The sequence below is a fragment of the Paenibacillus gyeongsangnamensis genome (assembly GCF_027533625.1).
In the GTDB taxonomy this organism is placed as follows: Bacteria; Bacillota; Bacilli; order Paenibacillales; family NBRC-103111; genus Paenibacillus_G; species Paenibacillus_G gyeongsangnamensis.
This window is the reverse complement of the sequence record NZ_JAQAGZ010000005.1, coordinates 148,356-172,823: the sequence shown is the minus strand read 5'-3', so window position 1 is coordinate 172,823 and position 24,468 is coordinate 148,356. Positions and strand designations below refer to the sequence as shown.

Genomic DNA, 24,468 nt, shown 5'->3' with positions numbered 1-24,468 from the left:
CCGCTTATGGTTCTCCATGCCCAAGCCCAGTACCGCAGGAAGCCGTGAAGTTTTCGCCGGAAGTGCCTTCCGGAACCGCTTCTAAACGGAATTGGCTAAGCATATAGTGAATTAAGGAATGCCAACCGAAGCCGGGCTTCCCGGACCGGTTGACCTCTCGCCAATCGCCCCGGACCGTGCCGTCGGTTCCTGCGACTTGCGACGGACTTCGGACCATCCGCTGCTGCGATCCCTCCCGCACGCAGCAGGATGGTCCGCACTTATCAGCCTCCCTGGGAAGGAGTAATCGGTATGAAGATGATTCCGATCGGCTCAAAGCAAATCACGTTTGTCGCGTACGACGATCAGGCGGCCCAGATGCACATCCAGTATCATACGGGCCAAACCTATACCTGCTGCGGGGTCAACGAGGACCAGGTGCAGCTTCTGCTGCAATCGCCCAATCCGTATGATCTGATCGTTAGAATGACGGGAAAGAACGCTCTCCCCACCAAAGTATAGAAGCCCGGCTTCAGACCGAACCGGCTTTGCCCCTATCACAGCGCAGGTAACGGCTGTATCCGTCTTTAAGAGCAGCCGATTGGACGGTTACCATATAGATCAAGCACTTACGTACAATCCCAAATGCTTTCCTCTGATCTCCAACCGGCTGAGGGCCGCGGTCTCCTTGCCACGGGCGCTCCTCAGCATGGTTTGGAGATTATTTTTTCCTTCCGTATATGAAGACTCCGTACAGGAAATCATAGATTCATAGAAGCCTCAACATCGCTCGAGTTCACCCGTTCATGCGAAAAAATCGCGCCGGAATCCGTTTTCAATAATTTTCATGCATTGACCGGCTTGGCATAAAAAGGTACTCTTATCTTAAGATCAGATAGCAACAACCCGGAAAGAAAAGGATGTGGATCGATTGCCTAGACAGCTTGTCATCGGAAACGGCAAATTTTTGATTAATCTGGACAGTCATACGTACATGCGGGACTTATATTATCCCTATGTAGGGCAATTGAACCACGTCGGCGGATATCAATGCAGAGTCGGCATCTGGGTGGACGGTTCATTCAGCTGGCTTTCCGACCCGGAATGGAGCTTTCAGCTTTCCTATGTGGAGGATTCGCTCGTAACCGAAGTAAAGGCGTCCCACTACCATTTGGGCATCACCCTGATCATTAACGACGGCGTACATCAGCGCGAGGACATCTACTTGAAGCGCGTCCGCATTCAAAATCATTGGGAGACGGTTCGCGAGGTACGGATGTTCTTCAACCAGGATCTCGTCATCAACGAGACGGAGGTCGGCGATACGGCCGCCTATTATCCTCTTAACAACACGGTGTTCCATTACAAAAAAGACCGCTACTTCATGTTCAACGGCCTCACGGGAACGGAAGGGCTCTTTCAATATACAACCGGGGTCAAGCGCTTCTACAACGCCGAAGGCACGTGGCGCGACGCCGAGGACGGCCATCTGATGGGCAATGCGATCGCCCAGGGCTCGGTGGACAGCACGATCTCCTTCCGGCTTCATGTGCCACCGAATTCGGAGGAATCGCTTTACTACTGGATGACGGCGGGCAAAAACCTCGAGGAAGTCAAGAAGCTGGACAGCTATGTCAAAGAAAGCCATCCGGGCAATCTCCTGGACCGGGCGCAAATTTACTGGAAGCGGTGGGTCAACAAATCGGAGCGCGACTACGGCAACCTGAGCGAGGCGTGCATTCGCTTATACAAGATGAGCCTGCTGATCGTCCGGACACAGACGGACGTGAACGGGGCCATTATCGCCGCGAACGACTCCGACATCATGCAGTCGAACCGCGACCATTACAGCTACATGTGGCCGCGCGACGGCGCGCTTATCGCTTATGCGATGACGATGGCAGGATATCAAGGAATGATTACGCCGTTCTTCCACTTCTGCGCCAATGCGCTCTCGCCGGAGGGCTACCTGCATCACAAATACAACCCGGACGGCACCGTCGGGTCTTCATGGCATCCCTACCTGAACAACGGCAAGATGCAGCTGCCGATTCAGGAAGACGAAACGGCGCTCGTGCTGTTCGCGCTCTGGCAGGATTACGTCCGCCACGGGGTGATCGAGCTCCCGCAATCGTTGTACCGGACGCTGATCCGCCGCGCGGCGCGGTTCATGTCCAGCTACATCGAGGCCGATCTTAATCTGCCTAAGCCGAGCTACGATCTGTGGGAGGAGCGCTACGGCATCTATACCTTCACCGCATCGGCCGTTTACGGCGGGCTGATCGCCGCCGCGAACTTCTGCAGCCTGTTCGGCGACGAGGAGCGCTCCAGCAGGTACCGGCATACCGCGGAGCGGATCAAATCGGGCATTCTGAAGCATCTGTGGGATGAGAAGGAAGGGCGTTTCGTCCGCGGTCTCTATCTGGAAGGCGGGCAGTGGGTCCAGGATAAGACTCTCGAGAGCAGCGTCTACGGCATCTTCGAGTTCGGTGTTCTGCCGGCCGACGACACTCGTGTCGTCAGCACGATGAAGGCCAACAAAGCCGGACTTACGATCAAGACGGACATCGGCGGCGTAGCCCGTTACTATCACGATTATTACTTCCAGCGCTCGTCCGATATTGATAACGTTCCGGGCAACCCGTGGATCATCTGTACGCTGTGGATCGCGGAGTGGGAGATCGAATACGCCAAGACGCTGTCCGATCTGGAGTCGCCGCGCCGTACGCTCGAATGGGTCGTCTCGCATGCGATCGAGAGCGGCATTTTGCCGGAGCAGCTCGATCCGTTTGACGGCAGCCCGGTTTCGGTAGCCCCGCTCACCTGGTCCCACGCCACCTATGTCCTGACGGTTGTAAAATATACGGAGAAATACAAGAAGCTGAGCCTTTAAACCAAATACAGAGCTTGGTACCCTCCCTCTGGAGGGCTTTTTTTATTTATAAGAAAGTCAAAACCTCGTTCCATTTCACATATTTTTCACAAAATTGATGTCTGTTTTGTCCTAAATTCACATTCTCTTCACACTATCTTCACAATAAATTCGCTAATATTATTTCAAAATCAAATTTCACGCGCGCCTCCAGCCCCTCACCTGAGTCATCTGCTGGAGACCCGATTACATAGATCAACCTATCGTTAAAAGGAGGCGGCTCAAGTCAAAGGGATCGGAAGCGAAAGGCTCGCTGCACAAGATCGTCAAAGTACATAGACAAGGGAATAGAGTGGATGAAAATAAACAAATACTTAAGCGCTTACAAAACCAATGACGGAGGTACTAAAATGAACTCAAAAGCCATGTCTAAGATATTCTCGCTTGCCACAGCATTTTCGATGGTAGTGTCCGGCCCTGTCCTAGCGGCCGAAGCGGACGCGACCAAAGATTCCTCAAGCTTCTCCGACCTGAAGGACCTGGATGCGGCCACCAAAGCCAAGTTTGACGAACTGATCAAAGGCGGCGTATTCGACGGCGTGAAGGATAACGTCTTCGGGCTCAAGGATAAAATGAACCGGGCCCAATTCGCCAAGGTCGCTTCGCTCATTTTTCAGTTAAAAGTAGACAGTTTTTTGAAAGCGTCTTCATTCTCCGACGTCAAGGCGGACGACCCTGCCAATGGTTATGCTCTCCCTTATATCGAGGCCATCTATAAAGCCGGGATCACCGACGGATATGCCGCAGGTCAGTTCAATCCGGCCGGCGAGGTGACGAAGGAACAGCTGGTCGCCTTCCTGCTGCGCGGCTTGAATTTGGATACACAGGCCAAGGCGACGCCCGGAGTAAGCGATCAGACGGTTTCCGACTGGGCTAAAGGGTATGTCGCTCTGGCCCTCCAGAAGAAGCTGATGACGAGCGGTACCGACGGGAGCTTCGGCGGAACCTCGGCGGCCACCCGAGAAGTGCTTGTACTGGCAGCTTATGAGGCCAAGAAGCAGGTTGTACCGGCGAAGCCGGATACGGTCACGAAAGTTTCGATTGCCAAAGCGGAAGCAACCGGGGCCAAGACCATTACCGTTACGCTGAACGGCGCCATTGCCGATACGTCCAAGCTGAATGTGTCCATAAGCCGAGGGTCCAGCGCCGTGACCGCCACGCCGAAATGGAATGACAACAAAAATCAGGTGACGTTAACGCTCGATACGAAAATGACGGAGGCCACCTACTCCGTTAAGCTGGAAGCCGTCAAGGACGGCGGATTAACAGTGGACAAAGGCACGGCCGACGTAGCGGTACAGAACGAAAAGATTACAAAAATCGAATTCGTCTCCAGCTCCGATACGGTAGCCCAGGGCGAGAAGGTCAAAATTGCTTTTAAAGCCTTAAACCAATACAACGAGCAGTCGGACTTGTCGGCTTCGCGGTTCAATATCGTGACAAGCCCGGACCTAGGAGCCCAGCTTTCCGGCAGTGAGCAAGCCCTTTCCGTCAACATTTATAAAGCCGTTAACAGCTCTCCTGCCCTCCTCGTGCGGGATCAGCTCTTTGCGGTCACGATCATCGCTCTCGACAACACGGCGCAGGCGAGCAAGACCTTCAAGGTCGGCGACCGCCAATCGATAGCCAAGGTAGAGCTCGGGGATCTGAAGCTGCTCGGAGGGAAAACCCAGCTGGAAGCGGGGGACAGCGCCTATCTCGCTTACAAAGCTTATGACCAGTACGGCTTTGAAGTAACGGATCTGAAGACGCTTCGCGACGGCACATCGACTTACAACACCGGTGCGAACGCTCTGGTTTCCGGGACGACGACGGACAGCAACGGGCTGCAGGTCGATAAAGGCTTTGACTTTTACGACGATGAGGACGGGGATGATCGTCCGGAATTGAAGATCAATACGGTAGCCGTGGACATGAGTACCTTCTTGGTCGAACAAGAGCTGAACCTTACTGTCGTAGCCCACCAGAGCGGGCAATCCGCAACGAAGAAGGTGAAGCTGAACGCCCCGAAAATTCCTTATGAGATCAGCTTCGGCTCAACCAACAATACGATTGCTTGGGGCGATGACGACGTTTATCTTCCAATTGTAGTTAAAGATAAATTCGGCAATACGCTTTCGGGCGATGATGTGCTGAAATACGCCGGGGATATAAGTATTTACGCATACGGCTCCGCAGGTGCCGAGGTCGGAACCGAAGGTCGGATCGAGATTACGGGAGCCAACAAGGGCAAGATTCGAATCGGGGGACTGAAGATTAATGAAGAGACGAGGAAATCCGGCAGCTTGACGATCAATGCGCTCGTTACGAAGACCGGCAAATCGGCTACCTATACGACTACGATCTCGGAGAAGCGGTATCCGAACCAAATCTATGTTTCTTCCGAGCCGAAACCGAAGATGCTGCCTTCTCTTGCGCCGTTCGGCGCCAATGCCTCCACTACGGAAGATAAGATGAAGCTGAAGTTCAAGGACCAGTACGGCGAGGATTTTGACAAGGACTATGGAGGCTACGAAGTGGAGCTCTCGTTCTCTCAAGTTGGCGGGAACAGCTCGGTTACCGGGAATGTATACTTCTCCAAAGGCTCCATGAATGGTACGCCGACCTGGTCGATGAATGCCGACCCGAAATCTGGAAAGCCGAGCACCCTGAAATTTATCGGCGACGATACCCGCGCGGACGGATACAGCACCGCTTCTACTTCGATCAAGGCCATTCGCGACACGGACTTGACCTTTACGCCAATCCAAGGGGACAACTACGAAGGATCTTACCAAGTAACGGCAAGGCTGTTTAAATCCGGTACGAACCGCACCCAAGTATCCTCTACCTCGCGTACCATAGACGTCATTAAGCCGGAACAGGCGGCGAACCTAACGTACTCGCTCGCAGCGATGTCGAACGGCTTGTATGCAACCCACGAGCTTGACTATGCGAGCGTATTGACTGAAAATCCGGCGGATGCGCTCCCTTCGACGAATATCCAAGGGGTATCCTCGCCTGCGTCGGACATCGATTATATGATAAACTGGAATGCCGCCAAAGTGGAGGTCACGGCCAAAGACAGCTCGGGCAACAATGTGGCCATGCCGAACAACCTGATCCGCGGCATCTCCATCTCCAACCCTAGAGCCGCTCAAGCCGTTCTCAAACCGAAATCTGACTCCATCGGCTATGACGTTTATGGCGTCCGGGGATTGGAGGCAGGAACGACATCCATGCTAGTCTCCTTCTACCCGTCCAACTACACGGGCATTAGGACGGCGCTTCTCGAGAATGTGCAGGTGAAGAAAGACGCTCCCGTCACAGCCTCGCTCTCCGCCGGAGAGAACGGCAAAGGCAAAACAATCTGGTTGTCGGTTCTTAACGGCCTGAGCATCAGCAGCGGCGACTCTGTAGTAAGCAATCGGACCGCGAAGAAGAAAACGTTCGGCGATATTAAATTGAAAGATGCTTACGGGTACACCGAATATAAGAACTATGGCGTATACCGGACTGCGGACTTGTACGGAACGATATTTTATGTGAGCAGCCTGAAATGGTCCGATCCGGCGAATCCCGGAACGCTTCGGATCGATGTCGATAAAAATGCCGGTACGGCCGTCTACTATTATCAGCCGGGCCCGGGAGGCAGCCGGATCATTTCCTTTACGGCAACGGTGACCAGCGGCGGCAAAACGCAATCCGTGGACGTTTTTGTAGACGCGAACAATTAAACAGGCGATTGGTACAAAGAGGGCTCTGCTGCGGGAATTATCGCAGGGCTCTCTTTTTTATCCGATAGGACGAAAAAAAGAACCGAATGGCCGGTTCCCCAGGAGACCGCCGCTTCAGTTCATTCGGAAAGCCGCTATTCGTGCACGTAGGTCGCTTCGTACTTGTCCGCATCCCACAGCTGCTCCAGCTCTGAGGGGTCGCTCATCTCTACTACGATCAGCCAGCCTCCCTCATAGGGCTGCATATTAATGATGCCCGGGTTTTCCTGCAGCTTGCGGTTCACTTCCAGTACCTTGCCGGAGACCGGCGCGTAAATCTCGGTTACGGTCTTCACCGACTCCATGCTGCCGATCGGGTCTCCCGCCTTGAGCGAATCCCCTGCTTCCGGAAGCTCGACGAATACGATCGTGCCGAATTCCTCCTGCGCGAAGTCGGTGATCCCCATAAAGGCGCGGCTGCCCTCCACCCGTACCCATTCATGATTCTGGCTGTATTTCAGCCCTTGCACGATTTCCATTAACGGTCGTAAGCCCCTTCCTGCCACTATGTATTCTTTAACGCTAAAAAAACCATTAGGCCTGCCGGTAAGGGCAGGCCGAGGTTTATCGGTATTGAACCGTATAAAAGATGGGCTTACTTCGCAACCAGGTGCTTGTCGCCTTTTTTCCAGCCGATTGGGCACAGGCCGCCGGATTGCAGAGCTTCCAGCACGCGAATCGTTTCTTCTACGCTGCGTCCAACATTGTTGTGGTGAACGACTTGGTACATCAGCTCACCCTCTGGGTTGATGATGAACAGGCCGCGGAGCGCAACGCCCTCGTCTTCGATCAATACGCCGTAGTCGCGAGCTACGGATTTCGTGATGTCGGAAGCCAGAGGGAAGTTCAATTGACCCAGGCCGTTTTGGTCAACAGGCGTGTTGATCCAAGCGCGGTGGGAATGGATGCTGTCGATGGAAACGCCGAGGATTTCAGTGTTCAGCGCTTTGAACTGGGAAGCCGCTTCGCTGATCGCCGTAATTTCCGTCGGGCACACGAACGTAAAGTCCAGCGGGTAGAAGAACAATACGAACCATTTGCCTTTGTAGTCGGACAGGGATGCTTTGCTGAAATCTTGTCCGTTGCCGAGTACCGTGTCCATTGTGAAATCCGGAGCTGGTTTACCAACCAAACGTTCTGCCATGATATAAAATCCTCCTTATGAGTTAAAATTTAAGTTTGTTTTTACGAGATAAATCGTATCATTCCAACCGTGCCTAAGTCAAGATTAAAACAATTATTTAATAATAATAATTATAATTTGTCACATTTTGTACACATTTTGTTCGATAATGTAGAAAAAACTCTCAAGAATGATCCATTCTCAAGAGTTTCTTCGATGTCTTCTATGCCAAATCCTGCTTACTTGCGGATAGCGTTCACGATCAGTTCGCCCATCGCAACGGTGCCGATCGCCTTGCTCTTGTCTACGGCGATGTCGCCCGTACGGTGACCGGCGTCCAGCACTTCCTTCACGGCGTGCTCGATTGCTTCAGCCGCGTCGTGATAACCGAAGGTAAGGCGGTACATCAGCGCGACCGACAGAATCGTAGCGATCGGATTGGAGATGCCTTGGCCTGCGATGTCCGGAGCGGAGCCGTGTACCGGCTCGTACAAGCCGAAGGCGCCTTCGCCGAGGGAGGCGGAGGACAGCATGCCGATGGATCCCGTCAGCATGGCCGCTTCGTCGCTCAGAATGTCGCCGAACATGTTCTCCGTCACGATGACGTCGAAGCTCGAAGGGCGGCGGAGCAGCTGCATCGCGCAGTTGTCGACAAGCACATGCTCCAGCTCCACGTCCGGATATTCCGGAGCGATCCGGTTCACGACTTCACGCCACAGGCGGGACGTCTCGAGCACGTTCGCTTTGTCTACGGAAGCCAGCTTCTTGCGGCGGGTTTGGGCGATTTCGAACGCTTGGCGTACGATGCGCTCCACTTCCGTCACGTTGTATACGCAGGTATCCACCGCTTCTTGTCCGTTCGCGCCTTCGCGGCGGAACTTCTCGCCGAAATAAATGCCGCCGGTCAGCTCGCGCACGACGATCAGGTCCGTACCCTCCAGCACTTCAGGCTTCAGCGTGGACGCTTCCTTCAGGCAATCGAATACGTTCGCCGGACGGATGTTGGAGAACAAGCCGAGCGCTTTGCGGATGCCGAGCAGGCCGGTTTCCGGACGAAGCTCCTTCGAGTTGTTGTCCCACTTCGGACCGCCTACCGCGCCAAGCAGAACGGCGTCCGCTTTTTTACAAATGGCGAGGGTTTCCTCCGGAAGCGGCGTTCCTTTCTCGTCAATGGCGATGCCGCCGAACAAGCCGTGCTCGAATTCAAAACGGTAGCCGAACAGCTCCTCCGTCTTCTTCATCACTTTAATTGCTTCCGCCACAACCTCGGGACCGATACCGTCCCCGGCGATGACGGCGATCTTTTTCACGTCTGCCATGTTTTCACTCCTCCAGAATCTCAATATCTCATTAATAGCACACTTGTCTCTCTTTTACAAAGATATAAAAGCTATCATCGCGATAGGCTTTGACTATAGCGCTGCCCAAAGACAAGAAAGCCTGATTTCCTTTATTTTCCAACAGTCGAAGGAACAGGCTTCCCTCCGGAATAGGCCCGATTTTTCCGATCGAGTTGTTGTATTGACTCTTTGAAAGGTTTACAATAATTTTAATCAGTCTCAATTCGATCCCACAGCCCAAAGGAGTCATTATTCATGAATTACCGATTCTCCGATACGATGGAAAGCTTCAAGTCGTCCGCGGTCCGCGATATTCTCAAGCTGACGCAAGGCAAATCGATCATCTCGCTCGCCGGCGGCTTGCCGAACGAGCAGTACTTTCCGGTGGAAGCCGTCCGCGACGCCTTCTCCCGTGTGTTCGACCAAGGCAAAGGCGTGCTGCAGTACGGCCTCACGGAAGGCTTTACGCCGCTGCGGGAAAGCCTTGTAAAGCATCTGGCGCGCAGCAAGAACATTCATGTCGGCATAGACAACATGCTGATCACGACAGGCTCACAGCAGGCTATCGATCTGCTCACGCGCGTATATATTGAGCCGGGGGACGTCATTCTCGTCGAGAAGCCGACCTACCTCGCGGCGATTCAGGTGTTCCAATCCTACAAAGCGCGGCTCGTATCCGTCGACTGCGACGAACACGGTATGAATCTGGAGGATCTGGAACTCAAGGTTCAGCAGTATAATCCGAAGATGATCTATGTCATTCCGACCTTCTCCAACCCGTCCGGTAAGGCTTGGAGCCTGGAACGGCGCGTGGGGACGCTCGATATCTGCAAGCGTCACGAGGTGCTTATTCTCGAAGACGATCCTTACGGCGAGCTGCGCTTCGGTTCGGGCGAAACGTTCCCTACTCTCTTCTCCCTGTACGGCGAAGCGGAGAACAACCCGGTCGTCTATACCAGCACGTTCTCCAAAATCGTAGCCCCCGCCCTGCGGACCGGCTGGGTCGTCGGCGATCCGCGCGTCATCCGCAATATGACGCGCGCGAAGCAGGCGGCGGACCTGCACTCCAGCACCATGGACCAGCAGGCGCTGCACCAGCTGTTCGAGCATTTCGACCTGTACAGCCATATCGACCTGATCCGTACGCAGTATGAAGCCCGGATGCGCCAAATGCTCGAGCTGCTTAAGGCGCAGGCCTGGGAAGGCGTGCACTGGATCGAGCCGAAGGGCGGCATGTTCATTTGGGTCGGAATGCCGCAGGGAATCGATACGCAGGAGCTGATGAAGTACGCAGTGGAGGAAGGCGTCGCCTTCGTTCCCGGCGTCAGCTTCTTTGCGGACAACCCGGAGAACAACAAAATGCGCCTCAACTTCACGCATACGGATAGCGACCAAATGAAGCTGGCGTTTGAGCGGCTCGACCGCGCCTTGAATCGGATGCGCGAAACCGCCGCGCTGTAATTATTACGGCCAGGATAAACGCGCCGGTCCTTGTCATATAAGGACAAGGACCGGCGCGTTTTCTTTTCAACCCAGGATAAACGGCTACGCCGTCCTTGTCTTACAAGGACCAGCGCATTTACCAAGGTTGATGCGAAGCTATAAGTTATGAAAACTTATAAATTTTTATCAACTAAAATAAATCCCCCTCGCTTTCATTCCGCTGCCGGATGGGAAAACGAGGGGGATTTTTTTGTTAAATGAGGGTTACATTATCGCGGCTGCTGCGGGCAGGCGACTTCCGTTTGTCGATCAGGCGGTTGATCGCGTCAATGTAAGCTCTTGCGCTCGCTTCCAGGATATCGGTGCTGACGCCCCGTCCGGTCACGGCGTAGTCGCCCTGCTTCAGTACCACGTGTACTTCACCAAGCGCATCCTTGCCCTGCGTAACGGATTGGATCGAGTAATCGTCCAGCTCCACGTCCTCTTGCGTCGCTTTGTCGATAGCCTTGTAGATCGCGTCCACAGAGCCGTTCCCAACGGCCGCTTCCTCGATTGAACCATCCTCCAGCTTCTTCAGACGGATCGAAGCCGTAGGCGTCGATTGGTTGCTATAGGACACTTGCACGCTCTCGAGCGCGTAAACCTCCGGCGTCTCGATCAGCTTCTCCTCCAGCAGCGCGATCATGTCTTCGTCCGTCACGTTCTTCTTCTTGTCGGCCAGATCCTTGAACTTGGCGAATGCCGCATTCACCTGATCATCGCCCAGGTTGTACCCGAGATCGACCAGCTTCTCGCGGAACGCGTGGCGTCCGGAATGCTTGCCGAGCACGAGCTTGCTTTCCTTCAGACCGATCGTCTCCGGCGACATGATCTCGTACGTCGTCTTTTCCTTCAGCATGCCGTCCTGATGAATTCCCGATTCGTGGGCGAAAGCATTCGCTCCGACGATCGCTTTGTTGCCCGGAACAACCATGCCGGTCAGCTTGCTGACCAGACGGCTCGTACGCGCAATTTCCGAAAGAACGAGCGACGTCTTCGCTTGGAAAAATTCCTGTCTCGTCTCCAGCGCCATCGCCACTTCCTCAAGGGACGTGTTGCCGGCCCGTTCGCCGATCCCGTTGATCGTGCCTTCCACTTGGTCGGCTCCGTTCTGGATTGCCGCGAGTGCATTAGCCGTCGCGAGCCCCAGATCGTCGTGGCAGTGCGCGCTGAGCTGGATCTTCTCGATGCCCGGCACCTTCTCCTTCAGCGTTTTGAAAATGTTGCCGAATTCGTAAGGCGTCATGTAACCGACCGTATCCGGAATATTCACGACCGTTGCGCCGGCGCGGATCGCCATCTCCGTCACTTCGCACAAGAAATCGAGCTCGGTGCGGCCAGCGTCCTCCGGCGAGAATTCGATCTTGTTAAAATATTTCTTCGCGTAACGAATCGCCGCTTCGGCCGTCTCCAGCACCTGTTGCTTCTCCATCCGCAGCTTATGCTTGCGGTGGATCGGCGAGGTTGCGAGGAACAAGTGGATGCAAGGATCCTGAGCATCCTTGAGCGCTTCCTTCACGGCGTCAATATCCTGCTCCCGGGAACGGGCCAAACCGATCACGGAGGCGTTCTTGACGGCACGCGCGACCGCATTCACGCCGGCCAGGTCGCCGGGCGATGCGGCAGGGAAGCCGGCTTCCATCCGGTCGACGCCGAGCTTCTCCAGCTGGAGCGCGATCTCCACCTTCTCCTGCATGTTGAGATTGACTCCCGGCGACTGCTCGCCGTCCCGCAGCGTCGTGTCGAAAATGTAAATTTTTCTCATGTCGGTCACCTCCTCCAAGTTTTGCGAAGCAAAACTGCTTCGTAAGCTTCTGCTTAAGTTTTCGGTAGAAAACTGCTTCGTAAGCGTAATCTTAGTTTTGCGAAGCAAAGCTGCTTCGTAAGCATCTGCTTAAGTTTTCCTAAGAAAACTGCTTCGTAAGCCCAATCGTCCGCCAACCGCAGCCTAACGAATTAACGATGACAGCCATCGTTATTTCTTCATTCTTTAATATCGTTATAAGTTAACGATATTAAACATCGTGAATCGCGTCAAGTGTTGACTTTTCCAACCCTTCACGCCCGATTGCAGGATAAACGTGCGAAAAACGGACCGGTTTCCCGTCCGTCTTCCGCTTTAACATCAACCAAGCCTATGAAACGGCCGAATGTATCGGTCCGATGAATCCAATTACTTCTTGATCCAGTGCATCAATTCGCGAAGCTGGGAACCTACTTGCTCCAGCTGATGCTCGGACTCCAGGCGGCGGGTAGCCGTCAGGAATGCGCGGCCGGATTGGTTCTCCAAGATGAAGTCGCGGGCGAATTTACCTTGCTGGATGTCGGACAGAACTTCCTTCATCGCTTTCTTCGTTTCTTCAGTGATGATGCGAGGGCCGGTTACATAGTCGCCATACTCCGCCGTGTTGGAGATGGAATGTCTCATCGTAGCCAGACCGCCTTCGTACATCAGGTCAACGATCAGCTTCAGCTCGTGCAAGCACTCGAAGTAAGCCATCTCAGGCGCATAGCCTGCTTCAACAAGCGTTTCAAAGCCGGCTTTAACGAGCGCGGAAGTACCGCCGCAAAGAACCGCTTGCTCGCCGAACAGGTCGGTTTCGGTTTCTTCGCGGAACGAAGTTTCGATTACGCCCGCACGCGTGCAGCCGATCCCTTTTGCGTAAGCAAGACCGATTTGCGTCGCTTGTCCGGAAGCGTCTTGGTGAACCGCGATCAGGCCCGGTACGCCGAAGCCTTCAACATATACGCGGCGAACCATGTGACCCGGGGATTTCGGAGCTACGAGAAGAACGTCCTTGTCCGCAGACGGGTTGATTTGGCCGAAGTGCACGTTGAAGCCATGCGAGAACATGATGGTAGCGCCTTGCTTCAGGTTCGGCTCGATTTCGTTTTTATACACGCTGGCTTGGGTTTCGTCCGGCATCAGGATTTGCACCACGTCAGCCAGCTTGGTAGCTTCGGCAACGGAGAATACTTCGAATCCGTCGTTCTTCGCTTGTTCGAAGGAACGGCCTTGACGAAGACCGATAACAACCTTCAAGCCGCTGTCACGCAGGTTTTGCGCTTGGGCGTGGCCTTGGCTGCCGTAACCGATGATTGCGATTGTTTTACCTTTGAGTACGTTCAGATCTGCGTCTTTTTCATAGTACATAGTAACTGCCATGGGATTTAGCTCCTCCTTTGATTTAAAACCCTGAGAGCGGGTGTCCAAACGGACCACCGATGATGCGGAGCGTCATCCGCTTGGGCCCCCGCTCACAAGGAACATGATTAATATGATGAATAACCGGTCAAACCGTTACTTCACGACGCCGCGAATCATGGCCGTAGCTCCCGTGCGGGACAGCTCCTTGATGCCGTAAGGCTTGAGCAGCTCGACCATCGCGTCGATCTTCTCGGAATCCCCGACGACCTGAACGATCAGCGACGAAGGGCCGATATCGACGACCGCCGCGCGGAAGGTTTCCACGACGCCCAGAATTTCAGGACGGGCACCGGGTTCGGCGAATACTTTGATCAGAGCCAGCTCGCGCGCCACCATCGGATTCGAGCTGAGGTCGATAACTTTGATCACGTCGATGAGTTTGTACAGCTGCTTGGAAATTTGCTCCAACATCTTGTCGTCGCCCGTCGTGACGATGACCATCCGGGACAGGCCTTGCTCCTCGGATTCCCCGACTGTAATGCTCTCGATATTGAAGCCCCGGCGGCCGAACAGGCCGGATACGCGCTGAAGCACACCGGGCTGGTTATTGACTAGTACGGAAATGGTGTGTTTGCGAATCATTCCGAATCCCCCATTAACATTTCATCTAAGGCCGCGCCCTGCTGTACCATCGGATACACGTTCTCGTGCTTGCGTACAACGAATTCGACCAATACCGGTCCAGGGGTATCCAGCGCTTCCTGCCATACGCGGCGGGCGTCTTCCTTGTTGGAAGCGCGCAGGCCCTTCACTCCGTAAGCTTCCGCGAGCTTCACGAAATCCGGGCTGCCGGCGAGGTCGATATGGCTGTAGCGGTTGTCGTAGATGAGCTCCTGCCACTGGCGAACCATTCCCAGCACCTGGTTGTTGATGACGACAATTTTGACCGGGATGTTGTTAATGGCGCAAATAGCCAGCTCCTGGGAGCACATCTGCATGCCGCCGTCGCCGTTGATCGAGACGACCAGCCGGTCCGGATGCGCCACCTGCGCGCCGATGGCGGACGGGAAGCCGAAGCCCATCGTGCCGAGACCGCCGGAGGTGATCCAAGAGCGCGGATGATTGAATTTATAATATTGTGCAGCCCACATTTGATGCTGGCCCACGTCGGTGGATACGATCGCTTCGCCGCCCGTCGTTTCGTGAATCATTTCGATGACATACTGCGGCTTCAGCTCCGTATCCGAATCCTTGTAGCTGAACGGGAAGTTGCGTCCGCTCTCCTGAACCCACTTGATCCAGGCTTCGGATTTCGCCGGCTTCGCCTTCAGGTTCGCCAACTGGAGCACGGCTTTCACGTCGCCGACGACCGGAATCGCCGTCTCGACGATCTTGCCGATTTCGGCCGGATCGACGTCGATATGGACGATCTTCTTCGCCTTGGGGGCAAACCCGTTCACGCGTCCCGTAACCCTGTCGTCAAAACGTGCGCCGATGCTGATCAGCAAATCGCAATTTTGAATCGCATGGTTTGCCGTATACGTTCCGTGCATCCCCGGCATACCCATCCACAGCTCGTGCGCGCTCGGGAAACCGCCGAGGCCCAGAAGCGTTGTCGTTACAGCGATCCGGGTCTTCTCCACGAACTCCAGCAGCTCTTTGGATGCGTCGGCATACACTACGCCGCCGCCGGCAAGAATAACCGGCTTCTCGGCCTCGGCGATCGCCTCCAACATACGGTCCACCTGCAGCTTGTTCGGCTGTACCGTCGGGTTGTAACCGCGGATCTCCACCTTCTCCGGATAATGGAACTCCGCTTTCGTGTTCGAGACATCCTTCGGAATATCGATCAATACCGGACCTTTGCGGCCAGTCGACGCGATATGGAACGCTTCTTTTACGATGCGGGGAAGCTCCTTCACGTCGCGCACCAGGTAGCTGTGCTTCGTGATCGGCATCGTGATCCCCGTGATATCCGCCTCCTGGAACGCATCGGTGCCGATAAGCGAGGTCGCCACGTTGCCTGTGATCACGACAAGCGGCACCGAGTCCATATACGCCGTAGCAATCCCCGTGACCAGGTTTGTAGCTCCCGGACCCGACGTTGCCAGACAGACGCCGACTTTGCCGGTCGAACGGGCGTAGCCGTCCGCCGCATGAATCGCTCCCTGCTCATGACGCGTCAGCAGGTGGTTGAAGTCTTTATTGCCATGCATGGCATCGTAAATATATAGAACGGCTCCGCCCGGATACCCGAACACGCAATCGACGCCCTCGAGCAGAAGGCTGCGCAGCAGCGCCTCCGAGCCTGTTACGACATCCGGCCTGAGCAGTTCTTCACGAAGCTGCTCTTTCGACTTTTGTGTGGTTTGAACAATCATTTGGTGGGCCTCCTCTCAAATTCTCGCGAATAACCAAAAAACCCCTTTCGTCCCAGACGCAACAAGTGCATCTGCGGGACGAAAGGGATTGAATCTTCCGTGGTACCACCCAGAGTTTGTCATAAGCCTCACGGCAAACGACCTTAGCAGGTAACGTGCGCCGCTAGCAAGCGCAGCTCTTACCCTCAGCACGGTAACGTGTGCTACTCCGATTCTCCCTACTAGCTATGCCGCTTTTAAGCGTTAAAGCCGCTTGATACACGTCATACTTTTCAGGAAAACAGCTCCGAGGTGAGCTCGTACATAAGGGATTAATGGCATTGGTCTCAGCAAATCCGCCGCTCTCTGAACATAAGAGCCCTTATAACTTCGTCCTCATCATAGCCGATTACAAGTTCATCTTTTAGTTATTATATGCCGAATTCCTGCTATAGTCAAGCGCAAATCCGTCGCTCTCCGCGTCCGGCGGGAGCCTGGCAGGACGCGGTTCGGAGCGGCTTTCCCGCGGCAGCGGCCGTTTTTTTTACAACCGCTTCCGCCCCCTTCCCCGGCAATCCAACTTTTACCTGCCCGCTTCAGCGAAAAAATTCGGTCCCAGCCGCTAACCATAATATGCAAATGAAATGACTTTCAAGGAGAGGATCCCATTGAAACGATGGCTGCTGTCATCCACCATTGCGGCGCTGACGGCTCTGAGCGGCACACTGATCCCTGCCGGGCTGCCAAATGCCGCCCCAACCGCCGCCCGGATCGCGAAACCGCCGGTACCCCGTCCCGAAGAGCCGCGGCTCGCCTTTCCGGTCATCAGCGACGTCCACGTGCAAGCATGGGATGCGAAGTCCCAGGCCAAGCTCGCAGCCGCGCTGCAGGACCTGAACCGGATCCGGCCGAAGGCGGACGCGCTGGTCATAAACGGCGACCTCACCAACGGGATGCCTGCCGATTACGCCCGTCTGGCGAAGCTGCTGAAGCAGTATCCGCATCCCCGGAACATGCTGTTCTCCATCGGCAATCATGAGTTTTACAAAGCATGGTTCAAGGAAGGCGGCGGCGAGAGCCGGTCTGCTTTCCCCAACGGCGAGACGGAGCAAGCCTCGATCGAGCGGTTTTTGCGGTTTGCGGGAGTGGAGAACGTATATTTCGAGCGCCGCCTCAATGGATATACGTTCATTTTTCTCGGATCGGAGCAATATCGTCAGTCCCATCCGGATAATCTGGAGGACGCCTATCTTTCCGGAGAGCAGCTTCAATGGCTGAGGACAACGCTAAAGAAAGCGGCCGTCGACGGAAAACCGATCTTCGTGTTCCTCCATCAGCCTTTACCGTATACGGTATCCGGCACCTCCTTCTGCTGCGTGAACAACCGCGGGATTATCCAGCATGAGGAGCTGAAAGAGATCCTATCGTCATACCAGCAGGTCATTTTCTTCTCCGGCCACACCCATTGGAAGCTGAAGCTGCCGACGACGCTCAAGCGGGACGGTTTCACGATGGTTAACTCCTCTGCCGTCGTCCAGCCTTGGACGGGTGACGGCAAGGGCGGCGAAAATGCCTCCGGACCGAATGAGAGCGAAGGGCTCTATGTCGAGGTTTACGGCGATGAGGTGCAGATTAAAGGCCGTGACTTTTTCCGCAGACGCTGGATCCCAGAGGCTCAGTTCTCCTTGCCGATTCCAATGGGAACGAACCGGCCTCATGAATAACGGAAACGGGAGAAGGCCGTCTCATGGAAAAGCGCATTCGACCCGAAGAAGTCCATGAAGGCCTTCGGCGTCACGGAGTTCGCCTTTTATTAACGACGTAGCACAAAGCGCCAGGTTTGCGGCTGCCAGCCATACCGAAGCGCACTGAGGAAAAATCCGAACGTCGGCCACGGGTCGTCTTTAGAGAGAATGTCATCGGGAAGAGTAGTCGTCCAAAACGGCGGATCCATGGCCATACGCTTCGGATTGCTTAGAAAGTGCAGGATATCCCCGGGTAGTAAAGACCTTCCCCGCTTCCCGACGATGTATTCGTTGACCGGCTGAACCTCTTGCTCGCCTGCGAGCTGATATAATATCCAAGGAAAATCGACTCCGGAACGAATGGACAAATGCGTGGAGCTCCAGAATCGGGGATTGATCTCCATCAGCTTCGGCTCGCCGTTCCGGGGATCGATCATGTACTCCACATCGGCGACACCAATCCATTCCATGCCGTCCATGAGCTTCTGCGTATGCTCGATCAGCCCCGGTACATAGGCGCTCTCATGAACCGTGCTCGGTCCCCGTTCGATGGGGTAATTGCGTATCTCCTGCTGAACGAAAGTGGCTTTCAGTTCATGCCCCGCATCGTAGCATACACATACGTCATATTTTTTTCCCTGCGGAATGAGCTCTTGAATCAGGGGATACGGGTACTGCTCATGTACCGTATTGTAAGTTGCGAACAACGCCTCCGGCGACTCAACGAAACGGATGCCCCTTGATCCTGAGCTGTGGGTCGGTTTAATGACAAGCGGATACTGCATCGATCCGGTTAGCTTGCGGAGCCACTCCGTCGTTATCGCTTCGTTTCCTTCCATAAACACGGTTCGTGGAGCGGGAACACCGAGCTCAGCCGCCCGCCGCAAGGTCTTACCTTTGTCCGCAGCGATATGGTAGCTCTCCGTAGGGGGCAGCGGCACCTTGCAGATCGGCTCGAGCTGATGCCTGTACTTAATAGCAAATTGCATCGTATCGTCGTCCATGGGGATAAACGTATCCACCTGCTCCCGGTTAACGGTATCGATTAACCAGGTCAAATAGCGTTCGGACTCTGTCTTTACATCTGGGCTTAGCAGCGTTTTACTGCAATATTTGGAAAACCCGCTTGTGTGATAGCGCGACTTCTCGGCTACCAGCGTACGTATTCCCTTGGAACCGAGAGACCGGACAACAGCCAGGGTTTTACTTAAGAACCCGTTGGTTAACAAGACGGTTTCCATTCGAATCTATTCTCCTTCGTTAACGGCCCTTTTTCGATTGATGCACCGGTCTTCAGGCTTTCTTTATTAAAGAAAAGACTTCTCCTTTAGCCTGGGTTTCGGTATAAACCACGCAGGATTGGCAAATCTTCCCGTGCGACTGGCAATTATTCTTTTCGAATTCCCAGCATGGCTTAACCATTTGATCATAGGCCGGACACGTCTTGCAGATGTCGGACGGCGTGCAGCACATCTCCCAACAGGGGCCAAGCGGAAAGCCGGGCTTCGCTCGGGACTGCCGTTTGCCTTCAAACCATCTTATCAACGCGTCTACGACGTTCGGGTCCAATTGCGCCCCGGCAATCGATCGGACAAGTCCCATCGCTTTGTCAAAAGGAAGGGGCTCGCGGTATTTCCGCCCGCCGATCTTGGCCAGGAACGTCTGGACTACCGCAATAATGCGGGCGCCCACAGGAATTTCATCCCCCCGGATACCGGCAGGATAACCGTTTCCATCCATACGTTCATGATGGTAACGAATGCAATCCGCCACCAGTTTGTCGCCGATCGTCATCTCGACAATCGACGCGCCTACTTCCGCATGGAGCTTCATCTTCTCAAATTCCGCTTCGGAATATTTCCCTTCCTTCAAATAAAGCTCCTCGGACAAGCCCAGCACTCCGATATTGCTCAAATACGCGGCAAGGGAAATGGATGCAATCTCTTCCTTGGGCAGCTTTAGCTCCTGGGCAATCGCTACGGAATAACGAGCCATCAGTTCGGAGTAGCCTACCGTGTACGGATTCAAATTGTCGATCGAACGCGAAATCATTTTTAACAGCTCGGTATAGGAAGCGGCATAAGGCTTCATCTGCTCTTGGATGTTCGTCAATCGGGTCATGTCTTTCGCCGCCGCGCGGATGGAGGCCAGCCGTTCCGATTCGCTGAGTCCGCTGGACGTTACCGGCTGAACCCTGCATACAAGAACGGCATCGCGCCAGGAAAGCTTCAATCGGCAGAAGATGAAATGGTCGCCTTTTCCGCTGATCATCAGCCGGGGAACCTGATCGAATAACGGCTCCCCTTCATGGACCACAACGTCGCCGTCCTTTCCGGACAGGAATGGTTCGATCCATTCTCCTGCGCTGGCCAAGCTTCGCTGACATTCCGGGCCGAAGCCCTTTTGGGCAAGCGTATCATAGCGACCGCCCTTCTGAACGAACACGGCCGTTGCCGTAACATCCAGAGCCACTGACAGCATGTGGATCATCTTCTGGATCAAGGTGTCCGAATCCAAGGCCATCGAACAGACGTCATGCAAAGCGGTTCCGGAAGTAACAACCACGTCGTGATCCAGCTTCATAGCGTCCGTTTCGATGAGGACATCCAGAATACGGGGCAGCAGGCCGGCAATGAATCGCAGCTGCCTTTTCTTCAAACCCTGCAATCTTCTCATCGGAGCGATCCGGATTAAGCCGTGATCGCCTACCGGCAGACTGAGGACAGGGACCTCTCCCTCTTTAATAAACGCCAGATTCGGGGTTGGCGCCGGCTGGGCCGGAATACTGAGCGGGGGCAAATATCGCTCCTTGCCGCCCGCTCCCTTCCTCTTCTCGTTCACCTCGCTCCGAACCGCTTTAAGCACGTATTGCTTGTTTTTGGAATGATAAATATAAAAGGCAAATTCCGGAGCGGATACGACGCTGCCGATTAGCTCCAGAATGGAGGTCAGATTATTTTCCAGCCCCGCAGACGGCTGCAGCCTCTCCAGCAAGGTCAGCGCATGCGATAGCCTACGGTCTGCTCTTCTCTTCATCCCGTTCAATATCAACAGGCCTGCAAGGGAGAGAATCAACATACCGGTTACGGCCAGTACCGTCCAGTCGGAATAAGAAGTGTACAACTGGTACAAGCCAAGCAGCCAATCGTTTACCTTTTCCACCATGCGTAGCTCCTTTCTGCTTTAACCGTTCTCGGTGCCCGTCCCATTCTCCGGCGGATTCGCCGTTTGCTGCGGATGCTTGCTTTGCTCCTGCGGCTTTGACTCCAGATGGTTGGATAACGCAAGCCTCTGGGCAAGCTCCTTGAGCTTCTCGTTCAACTCGGAGATTTGAACCGATTGGTAAAGCACAAGCAGCAGCAAAACAAGCGTCGAAAATAAAAATACAAGGGCCGGTGGATAACTGACGCGAACCCATGAAGCCACCCGGTCAACCATCTGCGGGAATGCGGACACCGCCAGAATGGCTACTGCGGCCCCCATCCAGGCGATGGAGTTGCGCTCGCTGATTTTTTGCTGGATCAACAACCGGACAACGGCAGCCGCGAAGAGCAGCCCGCACAGCAGCACGATGTATTTTAACGGCTCACTCATGGTTAACTACCTTCTTTGTTAATTGATGACGTAACAGCACGATACCGATGCTGACCATGATTTTGAGCATATACTTGACCGGCTTCAGACCCGCATGCATGCTGGTCCCCGCCGTACGCTCCTTCATTTGCGCAGGAATTTCCTTGACTGTGTAGCCCCGCAGGATCATTTGGATCAGCATGTTCGCGTCCGGAAAATCGGCAGGAAACCTTTTGCTGACGGAATAGTAGCCGAAGACTTTGACGCCGATGCCGCGAAGCCCGGATGTCGGGTCAAGGATGGAAACGCGGGTTGCGCGCCGGATCAGCCAGCGGAAAAATCCGGTTGCCGTCCGTTTCAGCAGACCGGGATCGTAACGCATGTCCGCTAAATAACGCGAACCGATAACGATGTCCGCTTCCCCCTTTTCCAGCTCCTTGATCAAGTCCGGAATGGATGACGGCAGGTGCTGGCCGTCCGCATCAAATTGAATCAGGTATCGGTATCCCTTGGCATAGGCGTATTGGTAGCCCGTCTGCAGAGCCGCGCCGTAACCAAGGTTACAGGGGTGGGAAGCGACAATAGCCCCGTTCTGTCCGGCAAGAAGGGCGGTCCGGTCATGAGAGCCGTCGTCGATCACCAGGATGTCCGAAGGCAATTGCAGCTTCATGAGACCTTGAAGCACTTGGGAGATATTCGCTTCCTCATTAAAAGCGGGGATGATAATCAAGTATCGGTTCATTATGATCTCTCCTTAGGACATCCTACTGTGAAGAAAACGTTGTGCGGACCATGCGAGAACGAGCGCGCCGACCAGCGAGCCTCCCAATGCGCCATAGCCTAGCCCTGCTGCGCCCAGGACGGGTATCAGGCACAAATCCAGCCCGATATTGACGGCGGCGGCGGCAAAATAACCGAACAGGGGGACGGTCATTTTGCCGATCGTCATGAAGAGCCGCAAATAGACCAAGGTGATGGCCTGTCCGACCATAGCGAGCGAATATCCAGCCAGAATGGTTGAAGTCATCTCCTCGGACCGGAAGTCGAAGGAGCCGCGGACAAATAGCAGCGTAATGATGGGATGCCGGAGCATACACAAGATCAAAGCGGCCGGAACCGTGATGAGCAAGGTGAATTGTACCGCCCGGCGCAGGGTGGAGCTTAACTGCTCCCTGTCTTTGACGTTCCAGGCCTGGGACATCTTCGGGAGAATGACCACGGTAACGGCCGAAACGAACACCCAGTTTGGAAATTGGGATAAGCGATAAGCATAATTCAAACCGGAGATCGTGCCGGTGCCTAAGCCCGAAGCCAGCCCGCGTTCGACTGCCAAAATCAGCTGCGTGCTGATTAATATCAGCAGATAAGGCCAGAATGTCCGCGCGATGGAGGACATGTCCTCTTTCAAGCCCGCCTGTTCAATCGCGTTTCTTTGACGAACGGGGTAAGCCTTGACGATTCTCCGGATCAAGACGCCCATGAACAACGCTTGCGCTGCGGTGCCGATTAAGATGGCGCCGGAAATTCCATATACGCCGCTCGGCTTCGGCACCTGCGCGGCCAGCAGGAAGAGCAGGGTCAGCAGGCCGGCGATGTGATAAAGCAGCGGAGCGAAGGCCGGCGGAGCAAACGACCCGCGTACCTGCAGGAACGCCGAGGCGATGAAAGCCAGCGGGAGCAGGATGACGATCGGCGTCATCAGGACATACAAATCCCAACTGGCCTGCAATCTTTCCGGAGCCAGCCCGCTGCCGATCAGCCTCAGCATGGGCCGGCCAAACAAAAGCATGATCACGCACAGAACAATGCCGGCCATAAGTACCCGCCGCGTCAATAGCCCGACGCCGGACAGCAATCGCGAATGCCGCTTCTCCGCATTCCACGCCGCGAACATCGGAACGCAAGCAACGCCAAGGGCGGAGGCGAACAAGTTATTCCCGAGCGTATCGGGGAGAAAGTAGGCCAGCGTGAACGCATCTGCTTCAGTCGAAGTACCCAAGTAGGCGGCCGACAATAAATCTTTGACGAAGGCGGCGATCGCCAAGGTTAGATTAATGACCGCAACCGTATTGATGGTGCGCAGCATTCGGCCCTGCTTCTTCAGCTTGCCAATGGAGTCCAAGAGGGTCTTCATGGGAACCGGCTCTCCTCGGCAGCTTGGCCGGGCTGCCCGTTCCCGAGAGCAACGGCCGGATAAGAGTCTTTGCTTGGCTCCAGAAGCTTACCCAATGGCACGAATTCGAAATCCTGCAGCAGCCGTTCCAGCTTGCCTAGCGTAGACCTCAGCCGATAGTAATGGGACAACCGGACAAGCGGAGAGCCCGGCAGCCTGGGCTGATCCGGGTCCACCTCCCAAGGATGAATGTAGATCATGCCCGGACGTGTCCTGTTTACGGAACGCAAGGCTTGCCGAATGAAAGGATATGGCAGGACCCGGAGATAGAACCCGCCGGAAAACGGCATTCGAATCCCTTTCATCTGAAGCACCGTAGGAGGGAATTCGAGGAGCTCGAGCTTTCTCCCGTTAACAACAGGCATAAACGGCTCTAGCGGCGCCCCGTCCACACCCGATAACGGCGTACGGAACGGCTGCAGGCTGGAATCGCAATGGAAGCCTTCTTCCTCCATGATTCGGAGGTAATGAAACCGGTCCTTCGCTATCGACCAGGATGGAGCGCGAAACATCGTGACCGGGCTTCCCGATATTTCTTCCAGCAGCCGCTTCGACAATCGCAGATCTTCACGGAATTCCTCTTCGGAGAGGCGGGTAAGCATCCGATGCCAATATCCGTGCGACGCAATCTCATGACCGCGGCCCGCGATCTCCGCCACAAGCTCCGGGTGCCGGCTGGCTACACAACCCAGAATGAAGAAAGTGCCTTTGACCTCATACTTCTCGAATAATTCCAGCAGCATACGGGTGCTCCCCGCTACACGATCCTCGAACCGGTGCCATTCCTGATGCGGGATATCAAAGTCGCTGGTCATGTACCAATCCTCAACATCTACGGTCAGCGCGTTAAGCACGGAC

Annotated in this window: 19 protein-coding genes; 5 read left to right on the top strand and 14 right to left on the bottom strand. The window is 54.7% G+C overall.

Going from position 1 to position 24,468, the window contains the following annotated elements:
- Window positions 1-4 precede the first annotated feature (4 nt).
- Window positions 5-217 carry a hypothetical protein gene (locus O9H85_RS09485; RefSeq protein WP_269881087.1) on the bottom strand — a complete coding sequence of 71 codons (213 nt, stop codon included), beginning with the start codon at window positions 215-217 and terminating at the stop codon, window positions 5-7.
- 74 nt (window positions 218-291) lie between these two features.
- Here O9H85_RS09485 and O9H85_RS09480 point away from each other — a divergent pair, with 74 nt between their 5' ends.
- The 3 genes from O9H85_RS09480 (at window position 292) to O9H85_RS09470 (ending at window position 6,627) form a co-directional block, all read left to right on the top strand.
- On the top strand, window positions 292-501 hold the full coding sequence (locus tag O9H85_RS09480; protein ID WP_269881086.1) for a KTSC domain-containing protein: 210 nt from the start codon (window positions 292-294) through the stop codon (window positions 499-501).
- A gap of 409 nt (window positions 502-910) precedes the next feature.
- A complete protein-coding gene (locus O9H85_RS09475) occupies window positions 911-2,872 on the top strand; it encodes a glycoside hydrolase family 15 protein (protein WP_269881085.1) in 1,962 nt (653 codons plus the stop codon).
- 389 nt (window positions 2,873-3,261) lie between these two features.
- Complete coding sequence (locus O9H85_RS09470) at window positions 3,262-6,627, top strand: S-layer homology domain-containing protein (protein WP_269881084.1); 3,366 nt, start codon at window positions 3,262-3,264, stop codon at window positions 6,625-6,627.
- A 134-nt stretch (window positions 6,628-6,761) separates the two neighbouring features.
- Here the strand turns inward: O9H85_RS09470 and gcvH are convergent, their stop codons facing one another.
- The 3 genes from gcvH to leuB all read right to left on the bottom strand — a co-directional run bounded on the left by gcvH (window position 6,762) and on the right by leuB (window position 9,108).
- Window positions 6,762-7,145 carry a glycine cleavage system protein GcvH gene (gcvH, locus tag O9H85_RS09465; RefSeq protein ID WP_269881083.1) on the bottom strand — a complete coding sequence of 128 codons (384 nt, stop codon included), beginning with the start codon at window positions 7,143-7,145 and terminating at the stop codon, window positions 6,762-6,764.
- A 116-nt stretch (window positions 7,146-7,261) separates the two neighbouring features.
- Window positions 7,262-7,810, bottom strand: coding sequence for a peroxiredoxin (locus O9H85_RS09460; RefSeq protein WP_269881082.1), 549 nt, complete (start codon window positions 7,808-7,810; stop codon window positions 7,262-7,264).
- 218 nt (window positions 7,811-8,028) lie between these two features.
- A complete protein-coding gene (gene leuB, locus O9H85_RS09455) occupies window positions 8,029-9,108 on the bottom strand; it encodes a 3-isopropylmalate dehydrogenase (protein ID WP_269881081.1) in 1,080 nt (359 codons plus the stop codon).
- A 276-nt stretch (window positions 9,109-9,384) separates the two neighbouring features.
- On the opposite strand from leuB, the gene O9H85_RS09450 reads away from it, so the two are divergent.
- Window positions 9,385-10,590, top strand: a complete 1,206-nt coding sequence (locus O9H85_RS09450; RefSeq protein WP_269881080.1) for an aminotransferase-like domain-containing protein — start codon at window positions 9,385-9,387, stop codon at window positions 10,588-10,590.
- A 235-nt stretch (window positions 10,591-10,825) separates the two neighbouring features.
- Here the strand turns inward: O9H85_RS09450 and O9H85_RS09445 are convergent, their stop codons facing one another.
- From O9H85_RS09445 to ilvB, 4 genes are all read right to left on the bottom strand, one after another.
- Complete coding sequence (locus O9H85_RS09445) at window positions 10,826-12,376, bottom strand: 2-isopropylmalate synthase (protein WP_269881079.1); 1,551 nt, start codon at window positions 12,374-12,376, stop codon at window positions 10,826-10,828.
- 408 nt (window positions 12,377-12,784) lie between these two features.
- Window positions 12,785-13,777, bottom strand: coding sequence for a ketol-acid reductoisomerase (ilvC, locus tag O9H85_RS09440; RefSeq protein ID WP_269881078.1), 993 nt, complete (start codon window positions 13,775-13,777; stop codon window positions 12,785-12,787).
- Window positions 13,778-13,912: 135 nt separating this feature from the next.
- Complete coding sequence (ilvN, locus tag O9H85_RS09435; RefSeq protein WP_269881077.1) at window positions 13,913-14,401, bottom strand: acetolactate synthase small subunit; 489 nt, start codon at window positions 14,399-14,401, stop codon at window positions 13,913-13,915.
- Window positions 14,398-16,140: a biosynthetic-type acetolactate synthase large subunit gene (ilvB, locus tag O9H85_RS09430; protein ID WP_269881076.1), complete on the bottom strand. Its 1,743-nt coding sequence runs from the start codon at window positions 16,138-16,140 to the stop codon at window positions 14,398-14,400. Before ilvB ends, ilvN begins: the two co-directional genes overlap by 4 nt.
- Window positions 16,141-16,787: 647 nt before the next feature.
- Between ilvB and O9H85_RS09425 the strand changes: the two genes are divergently transcribed.
- Window positions 16,788-17,843, top strand: a complete 1,056-nt coding sequence (locus O9H85_RS09425; protein WP_269881075.1) for a metallophosphoesterase family protein — start codon at window positions 16,788-16,790, stop codon at window positions 17,841-17,843.
- 89 nt (window positions 17,844-17,932) lie between these two features.
- Here O9H85_RS09425 and O9H85_RS09420 read toward each other — a convergent pair whose 3' ends face one another.
- Genes O9H85_RS09420 through O9H85_RS09395 form a run of 6 tightly spaced genes read right to left on the bottom strand, consistent with a single transcriptional unit; the run spans window position 17,933 to window position 24,464 of the window.
- Window positions 17,933-19,105 (bottom strand): carboxylate--amine ligase, encoded by a 1,173-nt coding sequence (locus O9H85_RS09420; protein ID WP_269881074.1) that lies wholly within the window; start codon window positions 19,103-19,105, stop codon window positions 17,933-17,935.
- A gap of 52 nt (window positions 19,106-19,157) precedes the next feature.
- A complete protein-coding gene (locus tag O9H85_RS09415; protein WP_269881073.1) occupies window positions 19,158-21,029 on the bottom strand; it encodes an HD-GYP domain-containing protein in 1,872 nt (623 codons plus the stop codon).
- 18 nt (window positions 21,030-21,047) lie between these two features.
- Window positions 21,048-21,458: a DUF2304 domain-containing protein gene (locus O9H85_RS09410; RefSeq protein WP_269881071.1), complete on the bottom strand. Its 411-nt coding sequence runs from the start codon at window positions 21,456-21,458 to the stop codon at window positions 21,048-21,050.
- On the bottom strand, window positions 21,451-22,179 hold the full coding sequence (locus tag O9H85_RS09405) for a glycosyltransferase family 2 protein (RefSeq protein WP_269881070.1): 729 nt from the start codon (window positions 22,177-22,179) through the stop codon (window positions 21,451-21,453). The genes O9H85_RS09410 and O9H85_RS09405 overlap by 8 nt, the downstream gene beginning before the upstream one ends.
- A gap of 12 nt (window positions 22,180-22,191) precedes the next feature.
- A complete protein-coding gene (gene murJ, locus O9H85_RS09400) occupies window positions 22,192-23,571 on the bottom strand; it encodes a murein biosynthesis integral membrane protein MurJ (protein ID WP_269881069.1) in 1,380 nt (459 codons plus the stop codon).
- Window positions 23,568-24,464 (bottom strand): DUF3473 domain-containing protein, encoded by an 897-nt coding sequence (locus O9H85_RS09395; protein WP_269881068.1) that lies wholly within the window; start codon window positions 24,462-24,464, stop codon window positions 23,568-23,570. Before O9H85_RS09395 ends, murJ begins: the two co-directional genes overlap by 4 nt.
- Between the last annotated feature and the right edge of the window lie 4 nt (window positions 24,465-24,468).

Excerpts from the sequence above, each read along its gene's own strand:
- O9H85_RS09460 (WP_269881082.1), bottom strand. The coding sequence starts at position 7,810 with ATGGCAGAACGTTTGGTTGGTAAACCAGCTCCGGATTTCACAATGGAC.
- O9H85_RS09485 (WP_269881087.1), bottom strand. The coding sequence starts at position 217 with ATGGTCCGAAGTCCGTCGCAAGTCGCAGGAACCGACGGCACGGTCCGG.
- O9H85_RS09410 (WP_269881071.1), bottom strand. The coding sequence starts at position 21,458 with ATGAGTGAGCCGTTAAAATACATCGTGCTGCTGTGCGGGCTGCTCTTC.
- gcvH (WP_269881083.1), bottom strand. The coding sequence starts at position 7,145 with ATGGAAATCGTGCAAGGGCTGAAATACAGCCAGAATCATGAATGGGTA.
- O9H85_RS09415 (WP_269881073.1), bottom strand. The coding sequence starts at position 21,029 with ATGGTGGAAAAGGTAAACGATTGGCTGCTTGGCTTGTACCAGTTGTAC.
- O9H85_RS09420 (WP_269881074.1), bottom strand. The coding sequence starts at position 19,105 with ATGGAAACCGTCTTGTTAACCAACGGGTTCTTAAGTAAAACCCTGGCT.
- ilvB (WP_269881076.1), bottom strand. The coding sequence starts at position 16,140 with ATGATTGTTCAAACCACACAAAAGTCGAAAGAGCAGCTTCGTGAAGAA.
- murJ (WP_269881069.1), bottom strand. The coding sequence starts at position 23,571 with ATGAAGACCCTCTTGGACTCCATTGGCAAGCTGAAGAAGCAGGGCCGA.
- O9H85_RS09445 (WP_269881079.1), bottom strand. The coding sequence starts at position 12,376 with ATGAGAAAAATTTACATTTTCGACACGACGCTGCGGGACGGCGAGCAG.
- O9H85_RS09450 (WP_269881080.1), top strand. The coding sequence starts at position 9,385 with ATGAATTACCGATTCTCCGATACGATGGAAAGCTTCAAGTCGTCCGCG.
- O9H85_RS09480 (WP_269881086.1), top strand. The coding sequence starts at position 292 with ATGAAGATGATTCCGATCGGCTCAAAGCAAATCACGTTTGTCGCGTAC.
- ilvN (WP_269881077.1), bottom strand. The coding sequence starts at position 14,401 with ATGATTCGCAAACACACCATTTCCGTACTAGTCAATAACCAGCCCGGT.
- O9H85_RS09405 (WP_269881070.1), bottom strand. The coding sequence starts at position 22,179 with ATGAACCGATACTTGATTATCATCCCCGCTTTTAATGAGGAAGCGAAT.
- leuB (WP_269881081.1), bottom strand. The coding sequence starts at position 9,108 with ATGGCAGACGTGAAAAAGATCGCCGTCATCGCCGGGGACGGTATCGGT.
- O9H85_RS09470 (WP_269881084.1), top strand. The coding sequence starts at position 3,262 with ATGAACTCAAAAGCCATGTCTAAGATATTCTCGCTTGCCACAGCATTT.
- ilvC (WP_269881078.1), bottom strand. The coding sequence starts at position 13,777 with ATGGCAGTTACTATGTACTATGAAAAAGACGCAGATCTGAACGTACTC.